At 45.8% G+C, this 12,599-nt stretch carries 12 protein-coding genes; 8 read left to right on the top strand and 4 right to left on the bottom strand.

What is annotated here, in order from left to right; translation table 11 throughout:
• Positions 1–12: 12 nt before the first annotated feature.
• The 6 genes from C1X04_RS16560 to C1X04_RS16535 all read left to right on the top strand — a co-directional run bounded on the left by C1X04_RS16560 (position 13) and on the right by C1X04_RS16535 (position 7,288).
• Entirely contained in the window at positions 13–471 is a 459-nt protein-coding gene (locus C1X04_RS16560; RefSeq protein ID WP_110576772.1) for a GNAT family N-acetyltransferase, read from the top strand.
• A 23-nt stretch (positions 472–494) separates the two neighbouring features.
• Positions 495–1,046: a DJ-1 family glyoxalase III gene (locus C1X04_RS16555; protein WP_110576771.1), complete on the top strand. Its 552-nt coding sequence runs from the start codon at positions 495–497 to the stop codon at positions 1,044–1,046.
• Positions 1,047–1,308: 262 nt separating this feature from the next.
• Positions 1,309–2,439: a glutamine-hydrolyzing carbamoyl-phosphate synthase small subunit gene (gene carA, locus C1X04_RS16550; protein WP_110576770.1), complete on the top strand. Its 1,131-nt coding sequence runs from the start codon at positions 1,309–1,311 to the stop codon at positions 2,437–2,439.
• 23 nt (positions 2,440–2,462) lie between these two features.
• Positions 2,463–5,678, top strand: a complete 3,216-nt coding sequence (carB, locus tag C1X04_RS16545) for a carbamoyl-phosphate synthase large subunit (RefSeq protein ID WP_137170523.1) — start codon at positions 2,463–2,465, stop codon at positions 5,676–5,678.
• Positions 5,678–6,154 carry a transcription elongation factor GreA gene (greA, locus tag C1X04_RS16540; protein ID WP_110576768.1) on the top strand — a complete coding sequence of 159 codons (477 nt, stop codon included), beginning with the start codon at positions 5,678–5,680 and terminating at the stop codon, positions 6,152–6,154. The genes carB and greA overlap by 1 nt, the downstream gene beginning before the upstream one ends.
• Before the next feature lie 120 nt (positions 6,155–6,274).
• Entirely contained in the window at positions 6,275–7,288 is a 1,014-nt protein-coding gene (locus tag C1X04_RS16535; RefSeq protein WP_110576767.1) for a lipoate--protein ligase, read from the top strand.
• A gap of 105 nt (positions 7,289–7,393) precedes the next feature.
• Here the strand turns inward: C1X04_RS16535 and C1X04_RS16530 are convergent, their stop codons facing one another.
• A complete protein-coding gene (locus tag C1X04_RS16530; protein WP_254682288.1) occupies positions 7,394–7,657 on the bottom strand; it encodes a hypothetical protein in 264 nt (87 codons plus the stop codon).
• 99 nt (positions 7,658–7,756) lie between these two features.
• Here C1X04_RS16530 and C1X04_RS16525 point away from each other — a divergent pair, with 99 nt between their 5' ends.
• Entirely contained in the window at positions 7,757–8,539 is a 783-nt protein-coding gene (locus C1X04_RS16525; protein WP_254682287.1) for a helix-turn-helix domain-containing protein, read from the top strand.
• A gap of 227 nt (positions 8,540–8,766) precedes the next feature.
• Positions 8,767–8,988 carry a type II toxin-antitoxin system Phd/YefM family antitoxin gene (locus C1X04_RS16520; RefSeq protein WP_110576766.1) on the top strand — a complete coding sequence of 74 codons (222 nt, stop codon included), beginning with the start codon at positions 8,767–8,769 and terminating at the stop codon, positions 8,986–8,988.
• A gap of 260 nt (positions 8,989–9,248) precedes the next feature.
• Here C1X04_RS16520 and pgi read toward each other — a convergent pair whose 3' ends face one another.
• Genes pgi through panB form a run of 3 tightly spaced genes read right to left on the bottom strand, consistent with a single transcriptional unit; the run spans position 9,249 to position 12,598 of the window.
• The gene (gene pgi, locus C1X04_RS16515; protein ID WP_110576765.1) at positions 9,249–10,895 is read right to left on the bottom strand and encodes a glucose-6-phosphate isomerase; all 1,647 of its coding nucleotides are present in this window, start codon (positions 10,893–10,895) and stop codon (positions 9,249–9,251) included.
• Positions 10,896–10,922: 27 nt separating this feature from the next.
• The gene (gene panC, locus C1X04_RS16510) at positions 10,923–11,774 is read right to left on the bottom strand and encodes a pantoate--beta-alanine ligase (RefSeq protein WP_110576764.1); all 852 of its coding nucleotides are present in this window, start codon (positions 11,772–11,774) and stop codon (positions 10,923–10,925) included.
• Positions 11,774–12,598, bottom strand: coding sequence for a 3-methyl-2-oxobutanoate hydroxymethyltransferase (gene panB / locus C1X04_RS16505; RefSeq protein WP_110576763.1), 825 nt, complete (start codon positions 12,596–12,598; stop codon positions 11,774–11,776). Before panB ends, panC begins: the two co-directional genes overlap by 1 nt.
• Position 12,599 lies beyond the last annotated feature (1 nt).

Genomic DNA, 12,599 nt, shown 5'->3' with positions numbered 1-12,599 from the left:
GTTTTGAATCCTATGAATGTCTCTGTTTCTATCCGTCCTGCTGTTTTGTCTGATCTTCCCGCCATTATCCAACTTGATGCTTTGTCTAACCCTCATCCTTGGGGTGAAAAATTGGTGGCTGACGCTTTGCACAGTCGGGAAAATTGGATAATTGAGTCGGTGGGTTCGACTCCCTTGGTTGCTTTGGGGTGGCTGACTGCATCGGTTGTGCTTGATCAATCCGAATTAGAATTAATTGTGATTGATTCTTCTATGCGTAGACAGGGGCTCGCTAGAAGGTTGATGATGGTTTGGTCAGAAACGGTTGCGCAACAAGATGTCAGTGAGTTGTTGCTAGAAGTGCGTGAATCGAATCTAGGCGCCATTTCCCTTTATGAATCGTTAGGGTTCGAACAGGTTGGTCGCCGAAAGAATTACTATCAAACAGAACAAGGGCGCGAAGCGGCCTGTTTGTTTACCAGAATTTTATGAATTAAATTGTTAAAGAGGTAAGTATGAGCAAGGTATTAGTTCCTATTGCAAACGGCAACGAAGATATTGAAGCTATTACTATTATCGATGTTTTGAGACGTGGTGGTTTAGACGTAACTGTGGCGAGTATTCATGACTCAAAACAGGTTGTTATGGCACACAATACTAAACTAGAAGCGGATGTCTTGTTGACGGATGTGGCCGATCAAATTTTTGATGCGGTTGTGTTGGCGGGCGGCATGCCTGGCGCTGAACATTTGCGTGATTGTGAGTTATTGATTGGTATGCTGGAAAAGCATGACATTCAAGATGCGCTATTGGCTGCGATTTGTGCATCGCCTGCAGTGGTGTTTGGTACCCATGGTTTTGTTGTCGACAAACAAGCGACTTGTTACCCAGGATTTGAAGACGGTCTAACTGGCGCAGAATATATGCCTAATGAACCTGTGGTGATGGACGACAATATTCTGACGGCCAAAGGACCAGCGACTGCGATGATTTTTTCATTGACTGTGTTGGGTAATTTAAAAGGTTATGAAGCAGCACAAAGTGTGGCTGATGGTTTGCTGTGTTAAGTCTGTCTAACAGGTAGATATTATTCCTGACTAAGAAGTCAAGAAAAAAAGTGCTTCATTCGTGTATTTTTGCCTGTTTTCTCGGCAATTTGGTGGACGCTAAAGGCGTATCAGAGTAGAATTAGGCAGATTTTTTGAACGCGAGATTCATTGGTTATCCATCAATGGATGAACGGCAAAAACGCAATTTCTTAAAAGCGAGATGAGCCGCCGGTTCGTCTCGCTTTTTTGCAACCTGATAGGCTCTAAATGGGAGGTTCCTTTGGCAACATCAGCGATTCTAGCTCTGGAAGACGGCACGATTTTTAAAGGGGTGTCGATCGGAGCGGATGGCTCCTCAACCGCCGAGGTTGTTTTCAACACCTCGATGACCGGTTATCAAGAAATACTTACTGATCCTTCCTATGCTCGACAAATGGTCACCTTGACCTATCCCCACATCGGGAATACTGGCGTTAACTCTGAAGATGAAGAATCTAACAATGTTTGGTGTGAAGGCCTGATTATTCGTGATCTTCCTTTGGTTGCTAGCAGCTGGCGTTCACAAGAGTCCCTTGATTCTTACCTGAAACGCAAAGGTGTTGTTGGTATCGCCGATATCGATACGCGTAAATTGACACGTATCCTTCGCGAGAAAGGCGCGCAAGCGGGTTGCATTATGGCAGGTGAAAATCTGGATGAAGCAGCTGCTGTTGCGGCAGCCAAAGCCTTCCCTGGTTTGAAGGGTATGGATTTAGCCAAAGAAGTCACGGTTGAGAAAGCTTACGAGTGGACCGAGTCTACTTGGGATCTTGTTAATGGTCATACGACCCCAGAATCATTCGATTTCCACGTAGTGGCTTACGACTACGGTGTGAAACGTAACATTCTTCGCATGTTGGTTGAACGTGGTTGTCGTTTGACTGTTGTACCTGCGAAAACGCCTGCAAGTGATGTGTTGGCGTTAAACCCAGATGGTGTCTTCCTATCCAATGGTCCTGGTGATCCAGAGCCATGTGATTACGCGATTCAAGCGATTAAAGAGATCCTAGAAACAGACATTCCAGTTTTTGGTATTTGTCTTGGTCATCAGCTTTTGGCTTTGGCTTCTGGCGCAAAAACGAAGAAAATGAAATTTGGTCACCACGGTGCAAACCACCCAGTGCAAGACATCAAAAAAGGCACGGTCATGATCACTAGCCAAAACCACGGTTTTGCGGTTGATGAAGATTCCTTGCCAGCGAACCTTGAAGCCACTCATAAGTCTTTGTTTGATGGCTCTTTACAAGGCATCGCACGCACTGACAAGAGCGCATTCAGCTTCCAAGGTCACCCTGAAGCGAGCCCTGGTCCACACGATGTGGCGCCGTTGTTCGATCAGTTCATTGAAAACATTAAAGCCACTAAAGCCTAAAAGTAGGAGCGGAGCGAAATATTATGCCAAAACGTACTGACATAAAAAGCGTCTTAATTTTAGGTGCAGGCCCTATTGTTATCGGTCAGGCTTGTGAGTTTGACTATTCTGGTGCACAAGCGTGTAAAGCACTTCGTGAAGAAGGTTTTCGCGTTATTCTGGTGAACTCAAACCCAGCGACGATCATGACTGACCCAGTGATGGCGGATGCGACTTACATTGAGCCAATCGAATGGAAAACCGTTGAGAAAATCATCGAGAAAGAACGCCCAGATGCTGTTCTACCTACTATGGGTGGTCAAACTGCATTGAACTGTGCATTGGATCTTGAGCGCCACGGTGTTCTGGAAAAATACAATGTTGAAATGATTGGTGCGACAGCGGACGCGATCGATAAAGCGGAAGATCGTCATCGTTTCGACGAAGCAATGAAAGCCATCGGTCTTGAGTGTCCTCGTGCGGGCATCGCCCACAACATGGAAGAAGCGCTTAAAGTACAAAATGAAGTCGGCTTTCCTTGTATCATCCGTCCTTCTTTCACAATGGGCGGAACGGGCGGCGGTATCGCCTACAACATGGAAGAGTTCGAAGAGATTTGTACTCGCGGTTTGGATCTGTCGCCAACCAACGAATTGCTAATCGATGAATCTTTGATCGGTTGGAAAGAATACGAGATGGAAGTTGTCCGCGACAAAAAAGACAACTGCATCATTGTTTGTGCGATTGAAAACTTCGACGCAATGGGTGTTCACACAGGTGACTCTATTACCGTTGCGCCAGCACAAACTCTGACAGATAAAGAATATCAAATCATGCGTAACGCTTCTTTGGCGGTATTGCGTGAGATCGGTGTAGAAACCGGTGGTTCTAACGTACAGTTCGGCATGGACCCAAAAACAGGTCGTCTTGTGGTTATCGAGATGAACCCTCGTGTATCTCGTTCATCGGCTTTGGCATCGAAAGCAACGGGTTTCCCAATTGCGAAAATTGCTGCGAAATTGGCGATCGGTTACACCCTTGATGAGTTGCAAAACGACATCACTGGGGGGCAAACGCCAGCGAGCTTCGAGCCAGCAATCGACTACGTTGTCACTAAGATTCCTCGTTTCACTTTCGAGAAATTCCCAACTGCCAATGATCGTCTTACAACGCAAATGAAATCGGTTGGTGAAGTGATGGCGATTGGTCGTACTTTCCAAGAGTCTTTGCAAAAAGCCTTGCGTGGTTTGGAAGTCGGTTCTGATGGCTTTAATCCTCAGCTAGATTTCTCTGAAGAAAACAGCAAAGAAAAACTTGCTTACGAGCTTCAATCTCCTGGTTCTGAACGTATTTGGTACATTGGTGATGCCTTCCGCTCTGGTATGACAGTTGATGAAGTATACGCTGCCACAGGTGTTGATCACTGGTTCTTGGTACAAATCGAAGACTTGATCAAAGAAGAAGTTGCCTTGGCAGACAAAGGTCTGATCGACATGACGTACGATGTACTTCGTCGTCTTAAGCGCAAAGGTTTCTCTGATGCACGTCTTGCGTCTTTGATGAGCGTGACTGAGAAGTCTATGCGTGAGCGTCGTTACTTGATGAACGTTCATCCTGTTTACAAGCGTGTAGATACTTGTTCCGCTGAATTTGCGACAGACACAGCGTATATGTACTCAACGTACGAAGACGAGTGTGAAGCTGCGCCAACAGACCGCGATAAGGTTATCATCCTTGGTGGTGGTCCAAACCGTATCGGTCAAGGTATTGAGTTTGACTACTGCTGTGTACACGCAGCACTTGGTCTACGTGAAGACGGTTACGAAACCATTATGGTGAACTGTAACCCTGAAACAGTATCCACTGATTACGATACATCTGACCGTTTGTACTTCGAGCCAGTAACGCTTGAAGATGTGTTGGAAATCGTACGTAAAGAAAAACCAAAAGGCGTTATTGTTCAGTTTGGTGGTCAAACACCACTGAAAATTGCTCGTGCCTTGCAAAACGAAGGTGTGCCAATCATTGGTACAACGCCAGAGTCTATTGACCGTGCGGAAGATCGTGAGCGTTTCCAAAGCATGATCCAGCGTTTAGGCTACAAACAGCCTCATAACGCAACAGTACGTAGTATTGAGCAAGCCGCAGCGAAAGCCGCTGTTATCGGTTACCCGCTAGTGGTTCGTCCTTCTTATGTATTGGGCGGCCGCGCGATGGAAATCGTGTACAACGAAAAAGAGTTGATGCGTTACATGACCAGCGCAGTGAAGGTGTCTAACGACAGCCCTGTATTGCTAGACCATTTCTTGAATGCAGCGATTGAAGTGGATATCGACTGTATTAGTGATGGTAAGCAAGTCGTTATCGGCGGCATCATGCAGCATATCGAACAAGCGGGCGTTCACTCTGGTGACTCTGCGTGTTCTTTGCCTCCTTATTCTTTGTCGAAAGAAGTGCAGGATAATATTCGCGAGATGATCAAGAATATGGCGCTAGAGCTTGGCGTTATTGGCTTGATGAACACTCAGCTTGCTATTCAAGATGGCGAAATTTATGTGATCGAGGTTAACCCTCGTGCATCTCGTACTGTGCCGTTTGTTTCTAAGTGTATCGGTCGTTCTTTGGCGCAAGTAGCTGCCTTGGTAATGGCGGGTAAAACGCTAGAAGAACTTGGTTTCACTGAAGAAATTATCCCTACTTACTACAGCGTGAAAGAAGCCGTTTTCCCATTCAACAAGTTCCAAGGTGTCGATCCGATTCTTGGGCCTGAAATGAAGTCTACGGGCGAAGTAATGGGTGTAGGTGACACGTTCGCGGAAGCTTTTGGTAAAGCTGTTCTTGGTGGTGGTACTGAATTGCCAACATCGGGTCGTGCTTTCATTAGTGTTCGTGATATGGATAAAGAAGGTGCGGTAGACGTTGCTCGTCGCTTGGCAGAACTTGGTTTTGACCTTGTAGGTACTGAAGGTACAGCGAAGTACTTAACAGAGCGCGGTGTTAACGTTAGCAAAGTGAATAAGGTGAATGAAGGTCGTCCACATATCGTTGATATGATGAAAAATGGCGAGATTGATTACATCATTAACACTACATCCGGTACACAAGCGATTGCAGACTCTTCTGTTATTCGTCGTACAGCATTACAGCGTAAGGTTTGTTACACTACAACATTGGCTGGTGCTGAAGCTACGAGTATGGCGATTAGCCTAACAGGTGAAACGAAAGTTAGAAGACTGCAAGATTTGCACTTGGGGAAATAATGAATAAAGTACCAATGACAGTAGAAGGTGAGGCTCGTCTAAGAGAAGAGCTAAATCACTTGAAAACTGTCGTCCGTCCTCGCGTGATTGCGGATATCGCAACCGCGCGTGAGCATGGCGACTTAAAAGAAAACGCTGAATATCATGCAGCTCGCGAAGAGCAAGGGTTTACTGAAGGTCGTATTAAAGAGATCGAAGGTAAACTTGCTGATTCACAAGTGATTGATGTGAAAACTATGCCTGCCACCGGTAAAGTGGTGTTTGGTACCACGGTAACCTTGTTTAACGTGGATACTGAGGCAACGGTAACGTATCGCATAGTCGGCGACGACGAAGCAGATGTAAAAGAGAAGAAAATCTCTTACGCCTCTCCAATCGCCAAAGCTATCATTGGGAAAGAAGAAGGTGACGAAGTCATTGTGAAAATCCCAAGCGGTGAAGCGACATACGAAATCGAAAGCGTCGAATACATTTAATGTAAAGCGAGCTTCTAAAAACCACGATGCGAAAAGCACCGTGGTTTTTTTATGTCTGTAAAAAAGTTATAAAGAGAGCTGATTTTTAAGCTTATTCCTTTTGCGACAAGAGAAAACTCCATGGCTAGCCGAATTCTACTTTCCCACTCTAATAATCCTCATTTTAACTTGGCTGTTGAAGACTGTATTTTCCGTTCCATGCCAGCAGATCAGCGAGTGTTGTTTTTATGGCGAAACGCTGAAACCGTGGTGATTGGTCGCTCTCAGAACCCTTGGAAAGAGTGCAACATAGGTAAGATGGAGCAAGATGAAATTCACCTTGCTCGCCGCCAGAGTGGCGGTGGTGCTGTCTTCCATGATTTGGGTAATACCAACTTCACCTTCATGGCGGGTAAACCTGAATACAACAAAGAAGTGTCGACTGAGATCGTTCTGCAAGGCTTGAAGAAGCTTGGCATTGAAGGCTACGCCAATGGTCGAAATGACTTAGTAGTAGGCGAAGGTGAGGAAATGCGTAAGTTCTCTGGCTCTGCCTATAAAGAAACCAAAGATCGTGGTTTTCACCATGGTACTTTATTGTTGCACGCTGACTTGAGTCGTCTAGCGAATTACCTAAACCCTGATGTCAAAAAGCTCCAGTCGAAAGGCATCACCTCAGTACGATCTCGTGTAACCAACCTTGATTCGCTTTATCCACAGATTAACCATCAACTGGTGTGTGACGCTATTGTCGAAGCGTTTTGTGAATACTTTGATGAAACGCCAACCATAGAAGAAATTTCCCCTGAAGCCTTGCCAGATCTGCCAGGCTTCCTAGAGAAATTCGAACAACAACAAAGCTGGGATTGGAACTTTGGTAAATCGCCACAATTTACCCACACACTAGACGAACGCTTCAAATGGGGTGGCGTAGAAATTCACCTCGATCTGAGCAACGCGAAAATCACCGCCGCGCAGACCTTCACCGACAGCTTGTTCCCGGATCCAATAGAGCAACTTGCAGAAAAACTTATAGGCGTGACCTACCGACCAGACGCTATCGCAGCTTGTGTCGACTCGGTTATTGAAAACTATCTAGACCATAAGGCGGATTTAGAAGAGATGAAAGAGTGGTTGGTTAAGGCGGTTTCTTAGCTAATTGTTCGATTGGCCCAGTAGTTAGGTCTTTGATGGCTAGAGGCGATAGCAACGACTAGTAACAAGTCGCCTCTAATTTGATAATTAAGCTAAATCGATAAACTATAATTCTTCACTTAAAGTTTGAAGCGTCTTATCTTGAAACTGGAACACCTCAAACATGCCTAATACTCGCAGATAGGGAAGCGTCTCTTTAATGGCCTCGAAGAGTTTCGCTTTTTCTTCCTCGGTGGTGGTTGGGTCTTGCCAGAGTTTAGCATTTTGCAAAAATGCGGCTACTGTCCCTTTGCGAATTTGAATGCCTTCAAGATTAGCTTGGTTAACATCTTCGGGCAAAATGTCTTCTGGTTTGATAATGGGTGTCATGATGAAGCCTCTTATATTGATGAATGAGGGCTCAGTATAGTGCTGGAATTTTGGCTATACTCCATTAATTAAGACAACCAATACTGAGAAATCGCCAAAATGAAAAGCTCCCTGTCGTTTGCGGATATTATTCACCAATCTGATGCTGACTTAATCTTGTCAGTAGAGTTAATCGAAAATCAAATAAGAGAAACAGAACTGCATCGACATGCATTTGGTCAGTTGGTTGGTAGCTTGGAAGGGCTTTTGTCGGTGCAAACAGAATCCGGTTGGTGGGTCGTTCCTGCAACCCATACCGTATGGATTCCACCAAATACATTGCATGGCGCGAAATCCCATGGCCCTTTTAGAGGTTGCAGTGTTTACCTTGACTCAAAAAGAAGCCAATTACTTGATAGCTCACCAAAAACCTTTCAAACAACACCATTACTAAAAGAGCTAGTGCATCGAGCAGCCAGCTGGTCTGACGATACGTCTCAAGCTGTAAAAAATCGCTTATCCGAAGTGTTGTTTGATGAAATCGTGAACTTGCCAGAAACTTTGTTTGGTTTGTTACAACCTGGATTACCATCCCTGAAAAAGATGACAGATGGGCTACTATCTAACCTTGCTGATAATCGAAGTTTAGAGGAATGGGCTAGATCCATTGGCCTGTCTTCGAGAACCCTAGCGCGACGCTTTAACGAGCAAACAGGGTTAGGTTTTTCTGAATGGCGGCAACGAGCGAGGGTGTTGAGCGCTATCGAAATGTTGGCCGACAACGTACCCGTAACCAATATTGCGTTCACCTTGGGCTATGAAAATGTCAGCGCCTTTATTGCCATGTTTTGTCGTGTAATGGGGGTAACACCGGGGCAATATATTCAGTTCAATAACGATTGATTCATTGTTTGAGCTGAATAGGGGAAGTAATAAACAGTTACCAAAGCTACTAAGCCACTGTTACAACTTGGTTGAAAAGTAGCTGTTTGTTCCGCTTGGAAGGCGGTGGCAGGAATGATACCTGATTAGGATGGTTCCACTGATCGCAGCTTGTGGGTTAGCTGTTGATTTGCTTTGGGTGTTTACTTTATATTCAGTGGTACAGAATTAAGTACAGGAAATAAATGATGGATGCTATTAGTTATACAGCAGCTCGGGCTAATCTTGCTAAGACAATGGCTAAGGTCTGCGATGATCATTCTCCAGTGATTATTACGCGGAAAAGCGAAAGCCCAGTTGTGATGATGTCGTTAGCGGATTATCAGTCTATGCAAGAAACTGCCTATTTGCTGAGTTCACGAGCTAATGCTAAAGCACTGCTTGATTCTATCGATGAGTTGGAGGCATAAGAAAGCCAAGCGGCGTTTCGATGAGGTAGGCGATAGTTTCGAGAGAGAAACGCCGCTTGGCTTGGTGTCATGTACAAAAGTTAGTGTTGAGCTGTCATGTGGTTTTCGAGCTGAAGCCGTGACTTACATGAAAGCTTCGCTTTCAATGACCCCTCCCTAACCCTCCCCTTAAAGAGAAGGGGAGGGAATAAAAACAAAAACACCAGCCGAGGCTGGTGTTTTTAATGCAATGATAGAAAGTCTAAGCTGCTCTTTTTTAGTTAAGCCTGAGCTTTCTTGAACGCGTTGATCAAGGCTTGGGTAGAAGCATCCAGTGCGCTGTTGTCGCTGTCGCTGACTAAGCGGTTATAGATGTCTGTGCCCAACACTTTACCCAGTTCTACACCCCATTGGTCGAATGAGTTAATTCCCCAAATCGTGCCTTGTACAAAAGTACGGTGCTCGTATAGGGCGATCAAGGCACCAACGGTTGCTGGTGTCATTTTATCCGTAAACAGAGTGTTACTAGGGCGGTTGCCTTGAATTACTTTGTGTGGCGCAACCGCATCCACTTGATCTTCGCTGGCACCTGCATCACGCAATTCTTGCTTGGCTTGCTCTAAGGTTTTGCCGACCATTAAGGCTTGCGATTGGCTTAGGCAGTTAGCAATTAAATGAACGTGATGTTCACCAATTGGATTGTGGCTGGTCAGTGGTGCAATGAAGTCCACTGGCACAAGGCGGGTACCCTGATGCAATAACTGATGGTAAGCGTGTTGGCCGTTAGTGCCAGCGCCGCCCCAGATGATTGGGCCTGTGTCAGTCTCTACACCATCACCATTCAATAGGTTGGCTTTACCGTTACTTTCCATGTCGAGCTGCTGAATATGAGCAGGCATGGCACGTAAATAATGGTCGTAAGGAATCAAGGCGTGAGTTTGTGCGTTGTGGAAATTGATGTACCACACGCCAAGAGCGCCCATGATTACTGGCAGGTTTTCTTCAAACGGTGCTGTGCGGAAATGCTCGTCCATTTGGTGAGCGCCATCTAGCAATGCGTAGAAGTTATCCATGCCTACGGCAATGGCGACTGGCAAGCCAATTGCCGACCAAAGAGAATAACGTCCGCCAACCCAATCCCACATAGGGAAGATGTTTTCTTCTGCCATACCGAAGTCGACGGCCTTTTTCACGTTGGAGCTCACTGCCGCAAAGTGCTTGCTGACGTCATTCTGTGAGCCGCCATTGCTTAAAAACCAGTCTCGCGCAGCGTTAGCGTTAGATAGGGTTTCTAGCGTACCGAAGGTTTTGGACGAGATAACAAAGACGGTGGTCTCTGGGTTAACTTGTTGTAGTTTGCCTGTGATATCTGAGCCATCAATGTTGGCCACAAAGTGCACCTTGATGTCGTCTTTTTTATACGGTGTTAAGGCTTCAGCAACCACTTTTGGACCAAGGTAAGAACCGCCTATGCCAATAGAGATGACGTCGGTGATGCGTTTGCCTGTGTAGCCTTTCCATTCACCGCTGTGTAGTTGCGTAACAAAGGCTTCCATTTGCTTTAGCGTCGCACGAACTTCAGCGAGTACGTTAACGCCATCGACCATGAGTGATTCTTGTGCTTGGCTAGCACGCAGGGCGATGTGCAATACAGAGCGATCTTCGGTGTTATTGATGTGTGCGCCACTGAACATGCCGTTGATGGCGTTTTCTAAGCCCGCTTCTTTTGCTAAATCTGTCAGTAGCGAAAGGGTTTTTTCATTGGCACGGTTTTTTGCGTAATCTAAAGTCCAACCAGCCGCTTGAGCGGTGTACTTTTCTGCGCGGCTTGGGTCCGATTCAAACAAAGACTTCATACTAACAGACGCCATTTCTTGTTTATGCTCTGTTAGTTTTTGCCAAGTGGTCAATTCTGTGGGTGAGCCCATTACAATCTCCCTAGATATCAAAGTGAATTAAGCGAGTTCTACACGTAAGTTATCGATCAGACGTGCACTGCCTAAATGTGCCGCAGCCAAAATGACTAGGCGTTTCTCTTCTTCTGACGGTGTTTGCAAATTATCTTGTGCGCGGATCTCGAAATAATCACGACGGAAACCAGCCGCTTCAAGCTTCTGTTGAGCTTGTTCGCGAATGTCCTCGTGACTCGCACTGTTTGCTAGGAGCGCCTCTTTCGCCCATAGCAGGGTTTGATACATTGCCGGAGCAATGCGTCTTTCTTCTTCTGTTAGGTAGCCATTGCGTGAACTCATGGCAAGACCATCAGCGTTACGCGCGGTATCAACGCCGATAATACGAACGTTTGAACTTAGGTCGCGCACCATGTCTTCAATGACTTTCAATTGTTGAAAATCTTTGTTGCCGAATATGGCGCAGTCTGGCTGAACAATATTAAACAATTTTGTGACTACGGTAGAAACGCCAACAAAATGCCCTGGGCGTGATGCGCCGCAAAGGATGTCAGATAGACCCATGACTTCAATTTGTGTTTGGCTGCGCTTGCCGTCTGGGTACATTTCCAAAGCGTCAGGCGCAAACAGGTAGTGACAACCGTTTGCTTCAAGGACTTTCTTGTCTTCTTCTAGTGTTTTTGGGTAGCGCTCTAAATCTTCGTTGGCAGAGAATTGCATTGGGTTAACAAAGATCGACGACACAACAACGTCGCCTTCTTCTGCTGCGCGACGAATTAAGGACATATGGCCGTCGTGTAGATTGCCCATCGTTGGTACAAAAATAATGCTCTTGTCTTGTAGGCGCTCAACTTTTAGCGCAGCACGAAGTTCGGCAATAGTATGGAATGTTTTCATTATTTGAATCCGTGCTCTGGTCCTGGAAATGTCATGTCTTTTACTTCTTTAACGTAGGCTTCAAAGGCTTGCGTCACATTGCGCCCGTCGATTAAAAAGTTTTTCACAAATTTTGGTGTGTGGCCTAGGTTGATGCCCAGCATGTCGTGCATAACCAATACTTGGCCATCCGTGTGGTGACCAGCACCAATACCAATAGTTGGCACTGGAACGGCTTCTGTTAGTGTTTTGCCTAGTCCTGTTGGGATGCATTCGTACAGAAGGATATCGGCTCCAGCAGCAACAAGATCTAGAGATTCTTGCAGTAATAAGTCGGCCGCGTCTTGGCTTTTGCCTTGTACTTTATAGCCACCAAATTTATGAACGGATTGTGGTGTGAGACCTAGATGCGCACAAACAGGAATACCGCGTTGGCTCAATAGTTTTACTGTGTCTGCGAGCCAGCTTCCGCCTTCTAGTTTGACCATGTTGGCGCCGGCTTGCATTAGCTTTGCTGCGTTATCGAGCGCTTGTTCTGGCTTGCTGTAACTCATGAAAGACATATCAGAAAGGATAAAGGCGTTGGTGTTGCCTCGCTTTACCGCTGCGGTGTGATAACACATGTCTTCGATGGTGACAGGTAGCGTGCTGTCTTGGCCTTGTACGACCATTCCCAAAGAATCGCCGACCAAAATCGTTTCAACACCTGCGACGTTCATGACATTGGTGAAAGAAGCATCGTAGCTTGTTAAGCAGGTGATTTTTTCTTTTTCCGCTTTCATTTTTCTGAGCGTGGATAAAGTAACCGGTTTGGTGAGTTTTCTTTGTGAGTTATCTGAATACATA

Origin of the sequence: Marinomonas sp. FW-1, assembly GCF_005222245.1 — a bacterium.
In the GTDB taxonomy this organism is placed as follows: Bacteria; Pseudomonadota; Gammaproteobacteria; order Pseudomonadales; family Marinomonadaceae; genus Marinomonas; species Marinomonas alcarazii.
The sequence above is the reverse complement of the archived record's forward strand: the minus strand, read 5'-3'. Positions and strand labels throughout refer to the sequence as shown.